The sequence below is a fragment of the Halomicrobium sp. HArcel3 genome (assembly GCF_058933135.1).
In genome coordinates, this window is sequence record NZ_JBZYDN010000006.1 from 150,470 (window position 1) to 167,033 (window position 16,564).

Genomic DNA, 16,564 nt, shown 5'->3' on the forward strand with positions numbered 1-16,564 from the left:
TCGACGGCGTTACTTTTCGCAACCAGCGCGATATCGCGACAGAGACATTCCAGTGAGGCAGCGATGCCGTCGTGAGCCTCAAGAGGTGACCGGCAGCGGTGACGACGAACGGGGCCAACGACCCCGATTGACTTCAAGGAATAAAACGTGTTCGGCTGATCTTACTTCCCGGGATTCGTCGCGGCGGGTTACCTATGGGGGTGCCGTAAAAACTACCGATCGAGTCCGCCGGTTCGAACGTTCGTCCTGACTTCCCCAGCCATGATCGACCCAGTAATCGCGAGTCGACTCCAGTTCGCACTGACCACGATCGTCCACATCATCTTCCCTGTGATGAGTATGGGGCTCGCGCCGTTTCTCGTGTACTTCACGTGGCGGGAGGTCCGTGGAGGGCCGCCGGTGTACGAACAGCTCCGGCGGTTCTGGACGAAGGTGTTCGCCGTCTCCTTCGTCGTGGGGACGGTGACCGGCATCGTCCTCGAGTTCGAGTTCGGGACGAACTTCGCGGCGTTCTCGGCGGTCGCGGGGGAACTGTTCGGCGGGCCGCTCGCGCTGGAAGGGATGATGGCGTTCATGCTGGAGGCGACGTTCCTCGGCGTGTTCGTCTTCGGGCGGGAACGCGTGAGCGACGCTCTCTACTTCATATCCTCCGTGGCGGTCGGGCTGGGGACGTGGCTCTCGGCGGTGTGGATCCTCGTCGCCAACTCGTGGATGCAGACGCCGCGGGGCTACGAACTCGTCGAGCGTGGCGGCCGGGAGATCGTCACGCTCACCGACCCGGCGGCGGCGTACCTGAACCCGCGGTTCCCGTACATGTTCGTCCACATGCAGAACGCCGCCGTCCTCTCGGTCGCGCTGTTCATGGCGGGCGTCGCCGCCTACTACGTGTTCCGCCACCACGTCTGGGGATACCCGGTGGAGGGCGTCTCGTTCTGGGAGACGACCCTGAAGATCGCCCTGATCGCGCTCGTGATCACAGCGCCGCTCCAGGCGGTCCACGGCGACCTGTACGCCCGCCACGTCTACGAGACCCAGCCCCAGAAGTTCGCTGCGATGGAGGCGGTCTGGGAGACGGACTCGTACGTCCCCGAGTACATCGTCGCTTTCCCGACGAACCTGGGCGACCTGACCGACCCGCAGGCCAAGGAACTGTTCGGCATCGGCATCCCCGGCGGTGCCTCGTGGCTGGCCAGCGGTGGCGACCCCGGGGCGACCATCACGGGACTGAACGAGTACGACGACGCGCCCCCGGTCGCCATCGTGTTCTGGTCGTTCCGGATAATGGTGGCGCTGGGGTTCTGGTTCATCCTGCTGGGGTTCTGGGGCGTCTATCGCTGGTGGCGTGGTGAACTCTACGAGGACGACCTCCTCCACAAGGCGCTGATGCTGTCGTCACTTCTGGGCATCCTCGCCGTGGAACTGGGCTGGATCGTCACCGAGGTCGGTCGCCAGCCGTGGGTCATCCAGGACGTCCTCCGCACGGCCGACGGCGTCTCCCCCGGGTTGACGGGAGGTGAGGCGACCCTGACGCTCGCCGGGTTCGCGGTGGTCTACCTCGGCTTGCTCTCCCTGTACACCTACGTGATCGCCCGGATCATCCGCGCCGGCCCACCGAAGCGGGCGGAACTGCGAACGAGCGAGGCCGCCCCGGCGACGCCGGCGGAGGGGACCGCCGATGACTGAGTTCCGACCCCTGCTGGCCGACACGCTCGCGGCCCTGCCGCTCCCGGAGATCTGGTTCGGGCTCGTGTTCTTCATCCTCGCGACGTTCCTGCTGCTGGACGGGTTCGACTTCGGCGTCGGCGCGCTGTTCGCGACGCGCGCGGACGACGGCGAACGGGAGCAACTGATCGCGAGCATCGGGCCGTTCTGGGACGGGAACGAGGTGTGGCTGGTGGTCTTCGGCGGCGCGCTGTTCGCCGCGTTCCCCCGGGTCTACGCGGCGCTGTTCAGCCGGCACTACCTGCTGATGTTCGCCATCCTCGGGGCACTCATCCTGCGTGGGCTGGCCCCGGAACTGTACGAGCAACGCCACGACGAGGCCTGGCAACGGTGGTGGGGTCGCGCCTTCGTGGTCGGGAGCGTGGCCGCTCCCTTCCTGCTGGGCCTGTTCACGGCGAACTGGGTGCTCGGGGCCACGCGGACGCTGACGCTCCCGGGGGTCGTCGTGGGACTCGCCGTCGTCGCCCTGACGGTCGTCGACGGCGTGGCGTTCCTCCGACTGAAGACCAGGGGCGACCTGCGGGCCGACCTCCGACGGAGCGGGCGACGGGCCGTGATCGCGTACGTCGCGCTCGCGGTGGCGTCGCTCGGCGTCATCTACGCGACCACACCCGCCGTCCGGCCCGAACTCACGTCACCGCTCGCGCTCGCCCTGGTCGCCCTGACGGTCCTGTTCGCCGTCGGGTACGCCGTCGCCCTGGAGCGGGACCGCCACTACCTCGCGTTCGCGGCGACGGGCGGGCTCGTCTACGGCCTCGTCGCCCTCGTCGCGGCACTCTCCTTCCCGTACGTGGACCGGGCGACCGGGCTGACCATCCAGGAGGGCATCGTCTCGCCCCTGTCGTTACAGATACTGTCCGTCGGCGCCCTCGTCCTGCTCCCGCTGGTATTCGGGTACTTCGTCGTCCTCTACTCGGCGTTCAGCGGTCCCGTGGACCCGGAGGAGTCCTACTGATGACCGGGTTGCTCTCCCGGGTACTCGTCACGTGGATCGAGTTGACGGTCGTCGGGACGGTCGGTGGGCTGGTCGGGACGACGCTCGGTGGCCCGCCCGGCTTCATCGTCTATCTCGCGACGACGCTGCTCTCGGTCGGCGTCCTCCTCTACAACGTCGACCGGCTGGTGGCCGCCCGCGTCGACGGAACCCAGCGCACGGAGCGGTCGGGGACGCCCGAAGACCGGTCTCAGTGACCCGATCGTCTGCCCCCAGTGGCACGGACCGGCTGACAAACAGTATTGCACGGATTGCCCAAAACCCTTAACTACTACTGGCCCCTAACGTAGAGTGATGACAGTAGAGAACGCAACCGAGGCAAGTGCGGGCACCACAGACGAACCGGTCCACGTCGACGGCCAGTCCCAGCTCGACGAACTCGTCGACACCGGGGAGGTCGTCCTCGCGGACTTCTACGCCGACTGGTGTGGGCCGTGCCAGATGATCGAGCCCGTCGTCGAGAAACTCGCCGCCGAGACGGACGCGACGGTCGCGAAGGTGGACGTCGACGCCAACCAGCGACTCGCCTCCGCCTATGGCGTCCGGGGCGTCCCGACGCTCGTCCTCTTCGCCGACGGCGAGCAGGTCGAGGAGATCGTCGGCCTCCAGGGCGAAGACCAGCTCCGTGCGATGATCGAAAACTACACCGAGTAAATGGATCGGGACACACGCGACCTCGTGATCGCTGGATCGGGCGTCGCCGGCCTCTCGGCGGCCGTCTACGCCGCCCGCGCCGACCTCGACCCCCTCGTCCTCGAGGGCGACGAGCCCGGCGGCCAGCTGACGCTCACGACCGACGTCGAGAACTACCTCGGCTTCCCCGAGGGCGTCGGCGGCATGGAGCTGATCCAGCGCGGGAAAGAACAGGCCGAGGCGTTCGGCGCCGAGTTCCAGCACGGGGCCATCGAGTCGGCCGACGTCGACGGGCGACCGATCGAGCTCTCGCTGTCGAACGGCGAGACGCTGCGGACCCGTTCGCTGATCGTCGCCACCGGCGCGAGCGCGCGCTGGGTCGGCGCCGACGGCGAGGACGACCTGATGGGCTACGGCCTCTCGACGTGTGCGACCTGCGACGGCGCGTTCCACCGCGGCGACGACGTCCTCGTCGTCGGGGGCGGCGACAGCGCGATGGAGGAAGCGACCTTCCTCGCGAAGTTCGCCGACAGCGTGACCGTCGTCCACCGTCGCGACGAGCTCCGGGCCTCGGAGATCATGGCCGAGCGCGCCCGCGAGAACGACGACGTCGAATTCGCCTGGAACACGGAACTCCTGTCCATCGACGGGTCCCAGTCGGAGGGCGTCACCGGCGCGACGCTGGTCTCCCACCCGAACGGCTATCCGGTGGACCGGTACGAGTCGGGCGACGAGGACGTCACCGTCCGCGAGGTCGACGTCGGCGGCGTGTTCTACGCCATCGGCCACGAGCCCAACACCGGCTTCCTCCGTGACACGCCGGTCGAACTGGACGACGACGGCTACGTCGAGACGCTCGACTCCGACGAGGCGTGGGCGACGACGGCCACGGCGGCCGACGGCGTCTTCGCCGCGGGCGACGTGATGGACACCGAGTACCAGCAGGCGGTCACCGCCGCCGGGATGGGGAGCATGGCTGCCCTCGACGCCGAGGAGTACTTCGAATCCGCGCCCGACGCCGCGGCGACGACCACTGCCGCCACGGCCGTCTCGGAGGCCGACGACTGATGCCGTCGGCCACCAGCGCTACCGACGACGGTACCGACGACAGGGCCGACCAACGACCCGAGGACCGGATCGACCCGTCGACGGTCGAGGACCAGGCCGACCGCGTCGTCGTCTCGTTTCGGGCGCCGGAGGCGGACCCCGACGAGAACGACAGCTGGTGGATCGCCGACAGCGCCTGGCTCCGGGACGGCATGACCGACCCGACCTATCTTCGATACCTGCGCTACGCCCACGCCGGCCCGGCCGCGGTCGGCGACGAGTGGGCGGAGTTCGTCAACTGCGGCTGTGCGAGCCCGGAAGACGTGATCCTCCGCGTCGAAGCGGTCGACGGCGGGACGGCCATCGGGGCCGACACGACCATCGAGGTCGTCGCCCGGAAGGACGTCGTCGAGGCCGGTGACGGGCGGGCAGCCGAGATGGACCTGTGAGCGGCGTCGGACCGGCCGACTTCTTCGAAATTACTCCGACCGTTCGAGTCGTTCGCGGCGAGTCTCGAACTCTTCGTCGGTGAGTTCCCCGCGAGCGTACGCGACGCGGAGTTCTTCCAGAGCGGGATCCGTGGACGTTCGGTCACCGGCCAGGCGCCGGGCGAGGACGTAGCCCCCGCCGAGGAGAACCAGGAGGAAGAGCAGTGGCACGAGCATGCCGAACAGCGGCCACCATCCACTCCCGCCGCCCATCGCTCCGCCACCCATCATCCCGCCGTACCCCATCATGCCGCCGAATCCGAGTGCCATCACGATCATCGGGAGCGCGACGACCGCTCCGACGACGAGGAGCACGGCCGTCGTCGCGTCGAGTTCGGTCGCTGAGGACATCCCTCAGGCCTCCGCCGGGGATTCGAATTCGTCGTCGATCGCATCAAGTACGCGCTCGAACCGACCACTGACGTCGGTCGCGATGGAGTCGAGCGCGGGATTGTCGGCGATTCCGACCAGCTGTGCCGGATCGACGGCGCTCACGGTGACTGCGCCGTCTTCGCCCTCGTCTTCGTAGACGATCACGTTACACGGCAGCAGCGCACCGAGTTCGATCTCGTCGTCTAATCCTTCGCGGGCGAGGCCGGGGTTGCACGCGCCGAGGATGCGGTACTGGCGGAACTCCTCGTCGAGTTTCTCCGCGAACGTCGCCTGCACGTCGATATCACAGAGGACGCCGAACCCCTCGTCCCCGAGGGCGTCGACCGTCGCGTCGACGACGTCGTCGAACGAGCCTGCGACACGCTGTTGTGTTGTATATCCCATACTGCACATTTCGGACGCCCCGATCATTACTGTTGTGGACCCACGGGCGGCTTCCGAGAGCCCTGCCCGCTGAGCGGGTTCCACGGGCTCCGTCCGCTACGGTTCTCCACCGGGACGATAGCTGTCGTCTCTCGCACCGACCGGGTCGGATCGACTACCGGACGAACCGATTACCGGACGAACCGACTACCGGTCGAACCGACTACCGGACGAACCGACTACCGAACGACGAGCACGGGGACCGGAGCCCGTCGAACGACGGTTTCGGCGACGCTGCCGAGGAGGATTCTGGCGGGTACCGACCGGCCGTGGCTTCCCATGACGACGAGATCGACGTCGTGGTCTTCGGCGTAGGACACGATGCTCTGGGCGTCTTCACCGACCGTCGTCTCGGTGGTTATCTCGACGTCGTACTCCGCCGCGATGTCCCGGGCTTCCTCGAAGAGTCCGTCCGCGTGCTCGTGGGCCTCTTCGAGCCAGTCGTCCCAGTCGTGGGGCGTCGACCCCCACCCGCCCGGGCCCATGTCGCTCGCGTGCCAGTCGAGGACGTGCAGGACGACCACCTCGGCGTCGGGGTGCAGCGAGAGCGTCGTCCGCAGCGCCTCTTTCGACAGCTCCGAGTAGTCCATCGGGACGAGAATCGTCTGTGTCATCCGTGATCAGGCCCCTCGAACGCTAACTCCGGGATTCGATCCGCCGGTCGATTCGCGGGCTACTCGACGCCACTCGACGGCGTCTTCCACCCGCGGAGACGGCGTCCCTGGGCTGTGTGCCATACAGGTGGTTGAACCGCTGCTCCCAAATACTATCACTCCAACAACAGTTCAGGTAGTTTCCACCGCCTGGAACCGGCGAAGACGGCGGTGGAGACGGGCGCCTCACTGGGCCAGGTAGCCGCCGTCGACGGGGTAGGCGTTCCCGGTGACGAACGACGCCTCCCCGGAGCAGAGCCAGACGATGGCGCTGGCCACCTCCTCGGGGGTCCCCTTGCGGCCGAGCGGTTGCATCCCGACGAACTGGTCGATGGACTCGGGGTCGGCCTCGCCCGCGCGGTCGACCATCGGCGTGTCGATGACGCCCGGACAGACCGCGTTGACGCGGACGTCGTCGCCCGCGTACTGCGTCGCGGCGACGCGCGTGAGCCCGATCACGCCGTGCTTGCTGGCGACGTACGGCGCGCCCCCCGCGGAGACGAGCCCCGCGATCGACGAGACGTTCACTATGGCACCGCCGTCGCCGGCCACCAGTTCCGGGAGTTCGTGCTTCATGCACAGCCAGAGGCCTTTCAGGTTGACGTCGAGGACGCGGTCAAAGGCGTCTTCGGACAGGTCGGCCAGCGGCTCGGTCTCGCCCTCGATCCCCGCGTTGTTGACGGCGACGTCCACGCCGCCGTACGCGGCGACCGCTTCCTGCACCATCGCCTCGACGTCGTCGGCGTCGCTCACGTCCGTCTCGACGAAGGTGGCCGTCCCGCCCGCAGCCTCGATCCGTTCGACGGTCTCTGCGCCGCCCTCGGTGTCGACGTCGGTGACGACGACGTTCGCGCCGCCCGCCGCGAACTGTTCGGCGGTTGCTCGGCCGATGCCCGACGCGGCGCCGGTGACAATCGCGGTCTGCGCTTCGAAATCGTACGCCATGCTTCGAAATGTCTCCGTAGCGTAAACTATCTATGGGAGATTCTCACGAACGGGGAAATCCCGGTCGCTTTCGCTTCCCCGATTGGACGGGTGAGCCGGTCAGGATTCGAAGTACGCGAGGATGTCCCGGTGATAGCGGTAGGCGACCAGCGAGACCGAGACGACGAGCGCTGCCACTGCGAGACCGGCCGCGAGACGCCCGGCGCCCAGGAACTCGCCGACGACGTTGACGAGGAAGAACGCGGGCGCCCGGCCGACGGCCGCGATCACCACGAGTTGCCAGAGCGGGAGCCTGGTGAGGCCGCCGACGAAACAGAGCGCGTCGTCGGGCAACCCGGGGAGGAGGAAGAAGACGAACAGCGCCGCCCGGGTCCGGTCGTCGTCGATGGCGTCGAACCTGTCGAGCGTGTCCGGGTGGACGATGCGCTCGACGTACGGGCGACCGTAGCGACGCGAGAACCAGAACGCGGCCGTGCTGCCGAGCGTGATCCCGACCAGGTTGTACAGCGTCCCCCACCACGCGCCGTACAGGTATCCGGCGACGAGACCCAGGACCTGGCCGGGAATCGGTGCGGCGACGACCTGTACCGCCTGCAGCAGCACTAGCACCAGCGGCCCCAGGGCGCCGAACCCACGTATCACCGTCCTGAGCGCGCTCGCGTCCGTCAGGATCGGCACGTACCGACGGACGAGCAAGACGGTCGCGGCGAGGACGGCGAGCGCAATCGCGGCGTGGACCAGGAACCGGCGCCGGGTACGGGACGACCTGAACAGCCGAACGTTACCGACGAGCGACTGTACCTGTTCGAGGCCGAGATCCATCGATCTGTCTACCGACGTGACGTGGCCGCGCTGTATAGCAGTGCGGGGTTCTCCGGTACCGTCTCGGCGCCATTCCGGCGCGTCAGGCCGAAGCGCCTCCCCAGTGGATCTCCGTGGCCGAGAACGCTCATTACCACTTATCAGGCCATCTCTCGTAGGCATTTCCATGGACGGACGGTTGACCTGCGCCGGACCTTCGTAATCCCCGCGAGTCGCCGCCCCCGCAGCACTGGGCCTGCCGACAACTCCACGTCACTCTACTCTCTTCACCATGCTCGATCCAGCGACCGACCCGCTCGTCGACGTCCTCCTGCACCTGCTCGTCGCGTTCGGAATCGGTGCGCTGATCGGGCTGGAGCGGGAACAGAGCGAGTCGGCCGGGACGTTCGCGGGGAGCCGTACCTTCCCGCTGTTCGCGCTCTACGGCGCGCTCGTCGCGCTCTTTTTCCCGGCGGCGCTCCCGGTCGCCCTCGGCGTCCTCGTCGTGCCGCTGACGGCGGCCTACGTCGCGAAAGTCTGGTACCAGCGTGACATCGGCCTGACGACGCTGCTGGCTGCCCTCCTCACCACGGTCCTGGGCGCCGTGGCGATGCACTCGCCGGTCGGGGCCACGGTCGCCGTCGTCGTCGGCGGTGTGGTGACGGTCCTCCTCTCGGTCAAGGACCCCATCCACGAGTTCGCCGACCGGATCGACGAGACCGAGCGCCGCGCGTCCGCGAAGTTCATCCTCGTCGTGCTGGTCGTGCTCCCGTCGCTCCCGGACCGCTCGATGGACGTCCTCCTCGGACTCAATCCCCGATTCGTCTGGCTCATGGTCGTCTTCGTCACCGGACTGGGCTTCGTCGCGTACCTGCTCGGACAGTTCCTCGGTCCCGAACAGAGCATCGCGCTGACCGGCATCGTCGGCGGGTTCGTCTCCTCGACCGCCACCACCGTCTCGATGGCCGAGAAGTCCGTCGCGAACGAGACGCTATATCACGTCTGTGCCTTCGCCGTCGTCGTCGCATCTATCATCATGTTTCCGCGCGCGCTCATCGAAGTCGCGGTCGTCAACCCCGACCTGCTGGCGAGCGCGGCGCCGCCGCTGCTGGGGATGACTGCCGTCGGCGTCGCCGCCGCCGGCGTGCTGTACTGGCGGACGGCCGCCGAGGAGAGCGTCGAACCGGAGGCGCTCGAGAACCCGTTCCGGTTGCGGCCGGCGCTCGCGTTCGGCCTGATATTCGCGGTCGTCCTGCTCGTCTCCGAGTACGCGAACGAGTGGCTCGGGACGTCGGGCCTGTACGCGACCGCGTTCCTCTCGGGACTCGCGGACGTCGACGCGATGACTATCACGCTGAGCAGGCTCGCGGCCGAGGGGACGGTCTCGACGGACGTCGCGACCACTGGGATAGTCATCGCGGCCATCGCGAACACGCTGGTCAAGGCCGGCCTGGCGTGGGTCCTCGGTAGCTCTCGACTGGGGCGGCTGGTCGCCGTCGTGCTGGGCGTCGTCGTCGTGACCGGTCTGGTCGTGCTGGCGGTCTAACTGGTACCGAATCCCGACACTCGCTGACTGACACCGAATCACGACCCTCGGACTGACGGGCGGTGGCACGCACGTCCACCGCCAGGCAGCGCGCACCGTCGCGTGCACCACGTTCATTCTTGCGGGGCCCCAAACGGTGAACCGATGACGCGCCGCATCCTCGTCCCTTACGACGGGTCGCCGCTCTCCGAGCGCGCGCTCGAACACACGATCGAACAGTTTTCGGACGCGTCCGTCACCACGATCTACGTCATCGACCCGGTGAGCTCCGTCTACGACGTCGAAACGGGTGGCCTGCCGGTGGCCGAGGGCTGGTACGACGACGCCCAGGAGCGAGCCAGCGAGATCCACGGGGCAGCCGAGCAGCTGGCCGGGTCCCACGACGTCGAACTCACGACGATTACGGTCGTCGGCCAGCCGGCACGCGAGATACTCGACTACGTGTCGGACCACGACGTCGACCAGGTGGTCATGGGCAGCCACGGGCGGAAGGGGATCGGACGGGCGTTCCTGGGCAGCGTCGCGGAGACGGTGACCCGCCGCGCCCCCGTTCCGGTGACGGTCGTCAAGTGAGCGGTTCTATGCCGACGAGGGAACCCGGTCACGACGACGGGAGACGGGCCGGGTCTGTCGGGTCTGTCGGGTCTGTCGGGTCTGTCGGACCGTAGCGGCCCGTAAACAGAACTATACCGTCGCTCTCCCACGTTTCACACGAGACCGTTCCATGTACGAGCGCATCCTCGTTCCGACCGACGGTAGCGAACACGCCGCCCGCGCGGCAGCACACGCGCTCGCGCTCTCGCGGGCCTTCGACGCGGAACTGCACGTCGTCACCGTGATAAACGTCGCCGAGGCGGCCGGCCCGTTCAGCGCCGGGGGCCTCGACAAGGAGTTCGTCGAGCGCCTCGAAGACAGGGGCGAGGAGACGATCCGGTCACTCGACGCCGTGCTCGACGAGGCGGACGACGTCCAGACCGACGTCGTCAGGGGCACGCCGTCCGACGCGATCCTCGACTACGCGGGCGACCACGAGATCGACCTGATCGCGATGGGGACCCACGGCCGGTCCGGGATACGGCGGTACATCGCCGGGAGCGTCGCCGAACGCGTCGTCCGCCGCTCTGACGTGCCGGTGCTGACGGTCAGGAAGACCGAGCGAAGCCGCGTCGACGACGGATACGACGACGTGCTCGTCCCGGTCGACGGGAGCGACCACGCGCTCGCCGCCGCCGACCACGCGATCGCCATCGCGAAGCTGTTCGACGCCCGGATCCACGCGGTCCACGTCGTCGACGTCGGTGCCGCGTCGACGACGCCGCGCGTCACGCCCCCGACGACGCTGGTCGAGCAACTCAGGACGGCGGGCGAGGAGGCGGTCGACGCCGTCACGACCCGCGCGAACGACGCGGGCGTCGACGTGACGACGACGGTTCGCGAGGGATTCCCGGCGCGTACTCTCCTGGCGTACGCGGACGACCACGAGATCGACCTCGTCGCGATGGGGACCGCGGGACGGACCGGACTCGACCGGGTCCTCCTCGGGAGCACGACCGAGAAGTTGATCTCGCGCGCGGAGATGCCCGTCCTCTCCGTCTCCGCGGACGAGCAGTCGCCGGACGAGTAACGCGACCGACGGCCGACTGGCGACGGCCGACCACGGACTTAACATCTGTCTGGCCGTTGTCTCTAGCATGAGCGCTGACAGCCCTGTCGAGATGGACGACCCGGAGCGCGAGAAGTTCCTCGGCACCGGTGGCACCGGCGTCATCTCCCTGTCGTCGGCGGCAGACGACCCACCACACTCCGTGCCGGTGTCGTACGGCTACGACGCGACCGAAGCGACGTTCTACTTCCGGCTGGCGACGGGCGCGGACGGATCGAAGGGGGAACTCGACGACCGTCCCGTCTCGTTCGTGACCACCGGCGAGACCGATGGGTGGCGCAGCGTCGTCGCGCGCGGCCGGCTGGAGGACGTCGAGAGTGAGGGCATCGCCACCGAGACGCTCGCGGGGCTCGACCGGGTCGACATCCCCCTCGTCGACGTGTTCCACCGCCCGCTCCGGGAGGTCGAGTTCGATTTCTACCGGCTCGTCCCCGACGAGTTGACGGCCAGGGTCGAATCGAAGACGGACAGTTAACTCGACAGTCCGGCCTCACCCGGGTAGGAAGACGTTGATGACGGCGACGACGAGCCCCGCGAGCGCCATCCGACCCGCCGCGACGTACCAGCGCTGACCGGAGATAGAGCCCATGTAGGCGCCGAAAGCGCCGAGTATCGAGATGCCGAGTGCGACCGAGATCAGGGCGGCCTCGACCATCGTGAGGACGGTCGCTTCGAACAGGAAGGGGATCAGCGGGACGAGGACGCCGATGAGCGGCCCGAGCCCGCTCATCGTGGCGTGGACGAGCCGGGCTCCCTGCTGGTCGCGCTGGACGCGCGTGTCGTCGAGGTCGGTCAGCATCGCCCGTTCGAGGCGCAGGATCTCCGCGCGCGTCTCGGCGCGTTCGATCTCCCAGACGCTCCACACCGCCGAGGTCCCCAGACCGACCGCCGCGCCGAGGCCGATCTTGACGACAGTGAACCCGTCCGGGATGCCAGAGAGGACGGCGCCGACGACGACGCCGATGCAGGTGAGCGTGCCGTCGAACCCGTTCGAGACGAAGTATCGCCGCGAAATCGACCTGACGTCCTCGTCGCCGAGCAGCCGACGGAGCTCCGAGAGCGGTGACGCCACGGGTATCAGGGGTCCTGGAGCGTCGGGTGGTCCCGGACGACGTGCTCGCCGCAGGCGACCTGGTCGACGGAGTGGACGGTGCCGCCCAGTTCCTCGACGGCCGCTTCGACGGCGTCGACGTCGAGCGATTCCCCCTCGAAGGTGAGTTTCACGTTCTGGACCTCCTGGTCGAGTTCGATGAGCGAACTGGTCACGGCCGCCACGCTGTCCGTTTCGCTGACCTGCTCGGTGAACGCGACCAGCGACGGGTCGTGGGGCTTCAGCACGTCGACGACGAGGCGGCGAACGGGTGCCATACGGGACCGTTCGCCCGTCTCCCACTAAACTGTCCCCGGGATCTGTGACCGAACTGGGACGACGAGTTCCGGGCCAGGCGCGCGCAATCGAGAAGCTGGCACCTGGGGCCGGCACCCGGGTTTACAACATTGGCGCTCGTTGTCACGACCAGGATAGCCATGTACGACCGACTGCTCGTTCCAACGGACGGCAGCACCGTCGCGGACGCTGCGGGAGAGACCGCGGTCGCGCTCGCACGTCGGGTCGACGCCGAACTCCACGTGCTCCACGTTCGCGAACCCACCGAGCGTCCAGTCGGTGCCGGCGACGCCCCACCGACGGACGCAGTCGAGGACGGTGACGAGGCGACCGCGACCGTCGCGGAGATGGCGGCCGACGCCGGCGTCGAAACGCGGACGGCGACCCTCCAGGAACGCGAGACCGTCCACCAGACGATCCTCCGGTACGCCGCGGACCACGACGTCGAGTGCATCGTGATGGGGACCCACGGCCGGACCGGGCTCGACCGCTTCGTCCTGGGAAGCGTCGCGGAGCTGACGCTGCGCCAGTCCTCGATACCAGTGATGACCGTCCACGAGGACACGGTCGTCGATCCGTCGTTCGACGACGTCCTCGTCCCGACGGACGGCAGTTCCTGTGCCGCCGCCGCGGCGGACCACGCGATCGACCTGGCGCGGTCGACGGGCGCGACCCTGCACGTTATCAACGTCGTCGACAGCGGCGCCGTCTGGGGCGGGGCCAACGTCGCGATGGTACTGGACGCGCTCGAGGAGATCGGGGAGCAGGCCCTCGACGACGTTCGCACCCGTGCGAAGGCCGCCGACGTGACGGCGATCGAGGGGGCAGTACTCAGCGGCATCCCGTACCGGGCGATCGCGGAGTACGCCGAGGAATCCGACGTGGACTGCGTCGTGATGGGGACTCACGGCCGGACGGGGCTGGACCGCTATCTCCTCGGGAGCGTCACCGAACGGGTCGTTCGGCTTTCGGACGTTCCCGTTCTCTCGATCCGGGAGCGCGAGGCCGACTGACTCCCGTCGCAGACGACGCCGCCGCCGGCCGTCGCGGTCTCCGGAATCGCACCGGCCGTCAGACGACCTGCACCGGTCGACCCGCGTTCTGGACGACCCGGTCGGTGACGCTCCCGATCAGGCCGGTCTTCGTGTGGGAGTGGCCCTGGTAGCCGACCACGACGAGGTCGGCGTCTATCTCGTCCGCGTAGCTGACGATCTCCACGTTCGGCTTCCCGTGACAGCACCGGGTGACGACGTCGATACCGAGGGAATCGCCCCGCTCCGATACCTCGTTGAGCTGTTCGTTCCCCCAGTCTTCGACCCCGGCCGTCTCCAGTTCGATGCTACTCAGCCCGGGCTCGGCGTAGCGGTCGGTGTCGACGACGTAGATCGCGTGCAGTGTCGCGCCGTGCTGTTCGGCCTGTTCGAGGGCGTGGGTGACCGCACGGTTCGCGGACCCGCTGCCGTCCGTGGCTACCAGTACAGTATCGTACATGCAGACGTGTTGGACTTCCAACTATATCAACGAACCGTGGCTTTCCGGCGAATCTCTCCGGCGGTCCGTCCCGACCCACGGTCCCCGGGCCGAGACGACTGGGGTCGGTTTCCACAGCGTGAGAATGGACCGAGAGTACTTGGAATTCCACGACCAACTCTGATACGTTGGCTGCGCAGTTCCGCGGTACCGAAGCGCGGCCACCCGGCTCTCAAACCCATGGATATCACCGACATCATCTCGGAGGAATACGTCGAGTTCAGCCCGGAGACGCCCGTCTCGAAGCTCGCGGGGACGTTCGAGGACCCCGCCGTCAGGGGCGTCGTGGTCCACGGCGACGAGTTCGAGGGCGTCGTCACCAGGCGACAGCTCGCGACGTCGCACCACCCACCCGACGAGAAGCTCGGATCGCTGGTCTGGCACGTCCCCAGGCTCGATCCCAGTGAAGACGTCCGCAAAGTGGCGCGGCTCATGATCGACAGCGACTCGCAACTCCTGCCCGTCTTCGAGGGCCGCGAGTTGGTCGGCGTCGTCACGGTGGACGCCATCCTCCGGAAAGTCAGACCCTTCCTCGACGCGGCGACGGTCGAGGAGGCCTGTACGACCGACCTCGTTACGGTCGAACCGGCGTCGACCGTGGGGGAGGCCCTCCACGTCTTCAGGGAGAACCACATCACGCACCTCCCGGTCGTCGAGGACGACGACGCCGTCGGTATCCTGAGCCTCTACGACGTCACCGACGTCACGGTCCGGTCGACGGACCGGAGCCAGGGCGGCAACGCCGGGGGGACCGATTCGTTCGGCGGCGACGTCTCCGCGAGCTCCGGGCGCGCCCGGGGCGGCGGGTTCGGCGCGCGCGAGGGAGAACTCGCCCGCCTGCTGGACCTCCCGGTCAGAGACGTCATGGTGTCGCCGGTCCGCTCGATCCGCCCGGACGCGACGCTCGACGTGGCCGTCGACGAGATGTTCGACGTCGGCGGCTCGTCGTTGGTCGTCACGGACGACGGACGCCCCTTCGCCATCGTCACGAAGACGGACGTCCTGGACGCGCTCACCTGGGAGGCCGAGGGCAACCGCGGCGTCCAGGTGTACGGCGCCGACCTCGTCGACGACATGAGCTACGACGAGATCGTGTCGATGGTCGACGGCCTCGACGCGAAGGACCGGGAGATGAACGTCCTGGAGACGAAGCTCCACCTCCACGAGCACGACGAGAAACAGCGCGGGACGCCACTCCTGCTCGCCCGGATCCGCCTGCACACCGACCGGGGGCTGTACGTCGCGTCCGGGGAGGGATACGGCGCGAGTCAGGCCATCAAGGAGGCGCGTGACGTCCTGGAGCGCCAGATCCGTGAGGAGAAGACGTACGGTCGCACCAAGAAGCACCCGGACGAGGAGTTCTGGGAGAAGCGCTTCGGCTGGATGCTCCAGGAGTGACGTGCCGCCGAAACGCTGACGCGTCAGCGACGTGCTGACGTGCCGCCGAAGCGCTGACGGGGTGTGCTGACGCGACACCCCGACAGCGTCCCGTTCCGGCACCTATCGAACGTACCGTTTCGGCACGCATCGAAGGCCCAAACGCCAGTGAATCGACGAAGTAGCGGCGAACGGAAACGACTACCTGACAGCCACTGCCAGGGGAGCACGAACTGATGGCGCAACTCGTGACGGCCGGCACCGTCGTGCTCCAGGCCGGAATCGTCCTCCTGCTGCTGGAGTCGCTCCGACGACGGGACTTCGCCGCCGCCGTGAACGGGACCGTCTCCCTGGCCGCCTCGCTCGTTCCCGCAGCCCTGGAACTCGTCGCGCCGCTTCTCTCCGGGCGGAGCGTCACCGTCGGTCCCGAACTCTCGCTGTGGATCGCCGCGGCGGGACTGATCCACTCGTTCGGGATGCTCGGACCGTACGACACGGTCGAGTGGTGGGACTCGGTCACGCACACCGTCTCTGCGGCGCTCGTCGCGGCGCTCGCCTACGCCGGCCTGATCGTCGTCGCACCCCGTGTGGCCGTCCTCGACGACTCGTTCGGGGGGCTCGCCGTGCTGACCGTCGTGCTCACGCTCGCAGCGGGCGTCTTCTGGGAACTGATCGAACTGATCGCGCGCGACGTCGGGCGGCGCTACGACGTCGAGCCAGTGCTGGTCCACTACGGCTGGCGCGACACGGCGCTCGACCTCGTCTTCGACGTCGTGGGCGCGCTCCTGGTCGTCGGCTTCGACGTGCGCGCCTTCGTCCCGGTCGCCGCCCAGTCGGTGCGCGTGACGACGTGGCTGCTGGTCGGGGGCGGCGTCGTGATCGTTCTCGGGTCGCTGGCGATGGCCGTATACGTCGAACGGAGTTCGGTCCGTCGTGAGTAGCGCGTGCACCCGCCGTCGTCG

The 16,564-nt window shown here is 68.1% G+C and carries 21 protein-coding genes; 13 read left to right on the forward strand and 8 right to left on the reverse strand.

From position 1 onward, the window contains the following. The first annotated feature begins 261 nt into the window (after positions 1 to 261). From AC5FRV_RS15620 to AC5FRV_RS15645, 6 genes are all read left to right on the forward strand, one after another. A complete protein-coding gene (locus AC5FRV_RS15620) occupies positions 262 to 1,683 on the forward strand; it encodes a cytochrome ubiquinol oxidase subunit I (protein WP_493562016.1) in 1,422 nt (473 codons plus the stop codon). After that, complete coding sequence (cydB, locus tag AC5FRV_RS15625) at positions 1,676 to 2,677, forward strand: cytochrome d ubiquinol oxidase subunit II (protein WP_493562017.1); 1,002 nt, start codon at positions 1,676 to 1,678, stop codon at positions 2,675 to 2,677. Before AC5FRV_RS15620 ends, cydB begins: the two co-directional genes overlap by 8 nt. Further along, positions 2,677 to 2,913, forward strand: a complete 237-nt coding sequence (locus AC5FRV_RS15630; RefSeq protein WP_493562018.1) for a hypothetical protein — start codon at positions 2,677 to 2,679, stop codon at positions 2,911 to 2,913. The genes cydB and AC5FRV_RS15630 overlap by 1 nt, the downstream gene beginning before the upstream one ends. 97 nt (positions 2,914 to 3,010) lie before the next feature. Then, positions 3,011 to 3,370, forward strand: a complete 360-nt coding sequence (gene trxA, locus AC5FRV_RS15635; RefSeq protein ID WP_493562019.1) for a thioredoxin — start codon at positions 3,011 to 3,013, stop codon at positions 3,368 to 3,370. Then, positions 3,371 to 4,417, forward strand: coding sequence for an NAD(P)/FAD-dependent oxidoreductase (locus tag AC5FRV_RS15640; RefSeq protein WP_493562020.1), 1,047 nt, complete (start codon positions 3,371 to 3,373; stop codon positions 4,415 to 4,417). It abuts the gene before it with no gap. Next, complete coding sequence (locus tag AC5FRV_RS15645) at positions 4,417 to 4,845, forward strand: DUF7968 family protein (protein ID WP_493562021.1); 429 nt, start codon at positions 4,417 to 4,419, stop codon at positions 4,843 to 4,845. Before AC5FRV_RS15640 ends, AC5FRV_RS15645 begins: the two co-directional genes overlap by 1 nt. 30 nt (positions 4,846 to 4,875) lie before the next feature. On the opposite strand, the gene AC5FRV_RS15650 is transcribed toward AC5FRV_RS15645, so the two are convergent. The 5 genes from AC5FRV_RS15650 to AC5FRV_RS15670 form a co-directional block, all read right to left on the reverse strand. Further along, positions 4,876 to 5,235, reverse strand: a complete 360-nt coding sequence (locus AC5FRV_RS15650) for an SHOCT domain-containing protein (protein WP_493562022.1) — start codon at positions 5,233 to 5,235, stop codon at positions 4,876 to 4,878. Positions 5,236 to 5,238: 3 nt separating this feature from the next. After that, on the reverse strand, positions 5,239 to 5,661 hold the full coding sequence (locus AC5FRV_RS15655) for a DUF302 domain-containing protein (RefSeq protein ID WP_493562023.1): 423 nt from the start codon (positions 5,659 to 5,661) through the stop codon (positions 5,239 to 5,241). A gap of 218 nt (positions 5,662 to 5,879) precedes the next feature. Then, positions 5,880 to 6,314: a universal stress protein gene (locus tag AC5FRV_RS15660; protein WP_493562024.1), complete on the reverse strand. Its 435-nt coding sequence runs from the start codon at positions 6,312 to 6,314 to the stop codon at positions 5,880 to 5,882. A gap of 225 nt (positions 6,315 to 6,539) precedes the next feature. Continuing rightward, complete coding sequence (locus AC5FRV_RS15665) at positions 6,540 to 7,298, reverse strand: glucose 1-dehydrogenase (RefSeq protein ID WP_493562025.1); 759 nt, start codon at positions 7,296 to 7,298, stop codon at positions 6,540 to 6,542. Between the two features lie 99 nt (positions 7,299 to 7,397). Further along, positions 7,398 to 8,120: a TVP38/TMEM64 family protein gene (locus AC5FRV_RS15670; RefSeq protein ID WP_493562026.1), complete on the reverse strand. Its 723-nt coding sequence runs from the start codon at positions 8,118 to 8,120 to the stop codon at positions 7,398 to 7,400. Positions 8,121 to 8,391: 271 nt separating this feature from the next. On the opposite strand from AC5FRV_RS15670, the gene AC5FRV_RS15675 reads away from it, so the two are divergent. The 4 genes from AC5FRV_RS15675 to AC5FRV_RS15690 all read left to right on the forward strand — a co-directional run bounded on the left by AC5FRV_RS15675 (position 8,392) and on the right by AC5FRV_RS15690 (position 11,783). Then, positions 8,392 to 9,645 carry an MgtC/SapB family protein gene (locus AC5FRV_RS15675; RefSeq protein WP_493562027.1) on the forward strand — a complete coding sequence of 418 codons (1,254 nt, stop codon included), beginning with the start codon at positions 8,392 to 8,394 and terminating at the stop codon, positions 9,643 to 9,645. Between the two features lie 144 nt (positions 9,646 to 9,789). Continuing rightward, a complete protein-coding gene (locus tag AC5FRV_RS15680) occupies positions 9,790 to 10,218 on the forward strand; it encodes a universal stress protein (protein ID WP_493562028.1) in 429 nt (142 codons plus the stop codon). Between the two features lie 151 nt (positions 10,219 to 10,369). Next, positions 10,370 to 11,269, forward strand: coding sequence for a universal stress protein (locus tag AC5FRV_RS15685; protein ID WP_493562029.1), 900 nt, complete (start codon positions 10,370 to 10,372; stop codon positions 11,267 to 11,269). Positions 11,270 to 11,336: 67 nt separating this feature from the next. Then, positions 11,337 to 11,783 carry a pyridoxamine 5'-phosphate oxidase family protein gene (locus tag AC5FRV_RS15690; protein ID WP_493562030.1) on the forward strand — a complete coding sequence of 149 codons (447 nt, stop codon included), beginning with the start codon at positions 11,337 to 11,339 and terminating at the stop codon, positions 11,781 to 11,783. A gap of 15 nt (positions 11,784 to 11,798) precedes the next feature. Here AC5FRV_RS15690 and AC5FRV_RS15695 read toward each other — a convergent pair whose 3' ends face one another. Together AC5FRV_RS15695 and AC5FRV_RS15700 are read right to left on the reverse strand one after the other, a co-directional pair. Next, positions 11,799 to 12,380 carry a VIT1/CCC1 transporter family protein gene (locus AC5FRV_RS15695; RefSeq protein WP_089818416.1) on the reverse strand — a complete coding sequence of 194 codons (582 nt, stop codon included), beginning with the start codon at positions 12,378 to 12,380 and terminating at the stop codon, positions 11,799 to 11,801. A gap of 5 nt (positions 12,381 to 12,385) precedes the next feature. Continuing rightward, positions 12,386 to 12,676 carry a DUF211 domain-containing protein gene (locus AC5FRV_RS15700; RefSeq protein ID WP_493562031.1) on the reverse strand — a complete coding sequence of 97 codons (291 nt, stop codon included), beginning with the start codon at positions 12,674 to 12,676 and terminating at the stop codon, positions 12,386 to 12,388. 159 nt (positions 12,677 to 12,835) lie between these two features. Here AC5FRV_RS15700 and AC5FRV_RS15705 point away from each other — a divergent pair, with 159 nt between their 5' ends. Beyond that, the gene (locus tag AC5FRV_RS15705; RefSeq protein WP_493562032.1) at positions 12,836 to 13,708 is read left to right on the forward strand and encodes a universal stress protein; all 873 of its coding nucleotides are present in this window, start codon (positions 12,836 to 12,838) and stop codon (positions 13,706 to 13,708) included. Positions 13,709 to 13,766: 58 nt separating this feature from the next. Here the strand turns inward: AC5FRV_RS15705 and AC5FRV_RS15710 are convergent, their stop codons facing one another. Then, positions 13,767 to 14,186 carry a universal stress protein gene (locus AC5FRV_RS15710; RefSeq protein ID WP_493562033.1) on the reverse strand — a complete coding sequence of 140 codons (420 nt, stop codon included), beginning with the start codon at positions 14,184 to 14,186 and terminating at the stop codon, positions 13,767 to 13,769. A gap of 219 nt (positions 14,187 to 14,405) precedes the next feature. On the opposite strand from AC5FRV_RS15710, the gene AC5FRV_RS15715 reads away from it, so the two are divergent. Next, a complete protein-coding gene (locus tag AC5FRV_RS15715) occupies positions 14,406 to 15,623 on the forward strand; it encodes a CBS domain-containing protein (protein WP_493562034.1) in 1,218 nt (405 codons plus the stop codon). A gap of 215 nt (positions 15,624 to 15,838) precedes the next feature. Then, positions 15,839 to 16,543, forward strand: a complete 705-nt coding sequence (locus AC5FRV_RS15720; RefSeq protein WP_493562035.1) for a DUF2238 domain-containing protein — start codon at positions 15,839 to 15,841, stop codon at positions 16,541 to 16,543. The last annotated feature ends 21 nt before the right edge of the window (positions 16,544 to 16,564 follow it).

Bases quoted from the DNA above. Each gene is read 5' to 3' on its own strand.
- AC5FRV_RS15705 (WP_493562032.1), top strand. From the start codon at position 12,836: ATGTACGACCGACTGCTCGTTCCAACGGACGGCAGCACCGTCGCGGAC.
- AC5FRV_RS15660 (WP_493562024.1), bottom strand. From the start codon at position 6,314: ATGACACAGACGATTCTCGTCCCGATGGACTACTCGGAGCTGTCGAAA.
- AC5FRV_RS15675 (WP_493562027.1), top strand. From the start codon at position 8,392: ATGCTCGATCCAGCGACCGACCCGCTCGTCGACGTCCTCCTGCACCTG.
- AC5FRV_RS15710 (WP_493562033.1), bottom strand. From the start codon at position 14,186: ATGTACGATACTGTACTGGTAGCCACGGACGGCAGCGGGTCCGCGAAC.
- AC5FRV_RS15720 (WP_493562035.1), top strand. From the start codon at position 15,839: ATGGCGCAACTCGTGACGGCCGGCACCGTCGTGCTCCAGGCCGGAATC.
- AC5FRV_RS15620 (WP_493562016.1), top strand. From the start codon at position 262: ATGATCGACCCAGTAATCGCGAGTCGACTCCAGTTCGCACTGACCACG.
- AC5FRV_RS15650 (WP_493562022.1), bottom strand. From the start codon at position 5,235: ATGTCCTCAGCGACCGAACTCGACGCGACGACGGCCGTGCTCCTCGTC.
- AC5FRV_RS15645 (WP_493562021.1), top strand. From the start codon at position 4,417: ATGCCGTCGGCCACCAGCGCTACCGACGACGGTACCGACGACAGGGCC.
- AC5FRV_RS15685 (WP_493562029.1), top strand. From the start codon at position 10,370: ATGTACGAGCGCATCCTCGTTCCGACCGACGGTAGCGAACACGCCGCC.
- AC5FRV_RS15690 (WP_493562030.1), top strand. From the start codon at position 11,337: ATGAGCGCTGACAGCCCTGTCGAGATGGACGACCCGGAGCGCGAGAAG.
- AC5FRV_RS15715 (WP_493562034.1), top strand. From the start codon at position 14,406: ATGGATATCACCGACATCATCTCGGAGGAATACGTCGAGTTCAGCCCG.
- trxA (WP_493562019.1), top strand. From the start codon at position 3,011: ATGACAGTAGAGAACGCAACCGAGGCAAGTGCGGGCACCACAGACGAA.
- AC5FRV_RS15640 (WP_493562020.1), top strand. From the start codon at position 3,371: ATGGATCGGGACACACGCGACCTCGTGATCGCTGGATCGGGCGTCGCC.
- AC5FRV_RS15655 (WP_493562023.1), bottom strand. From the start codon at position 5,661: ATGGGATATACAACACAACAGCGTGTCGCAGGCTCGTTCGACGACGTC.
- cydB (WP_493562017.1), top strand. From the start codon at position 1,676: ATGACTGAGTTCCGACCCCTGCTGGCCGACACGCTCGCGGCCCTGCCG.
- AC5FRV_RS15630 (WP_493562018.1), top strand. From the start codon at position 2,677: ATGACCGGGTTGCTCTCCCGGGTACTCGTCACGTGGATCGAGTTGACG.
- AC5FRV_RS15670 (WP_493562026.1), bottom strand. From the start codon at position 8,120: ATGGATCTCGGCCTCGAACAGGTACAGTCGCTCGTCGGTAACGTTCGG.
- AC5FRV_RS15700 (WP_493562031.1), bottom strand. From the start codon at position 12,676: ATGGCACCCGTTCGCCGCCTCGTCGTCGACGTGCTGAAGCCCCACGAC.
- AC5FRV_RS15680 (WP_493562028.1), top strand. From the start codon at position 9,790: ATGACGCGCCGCATCCTCGTCCCTTACGACGGGTCGCCGCTCTCCGAG.
- AC5FRV_RS15665 (WP_493562025.1), bottom strand. From the start codon at position 7,298: ATGGCGTACGATTTCGAAGCGCAGACCGCGATTGTCACCGGCGCCGCG.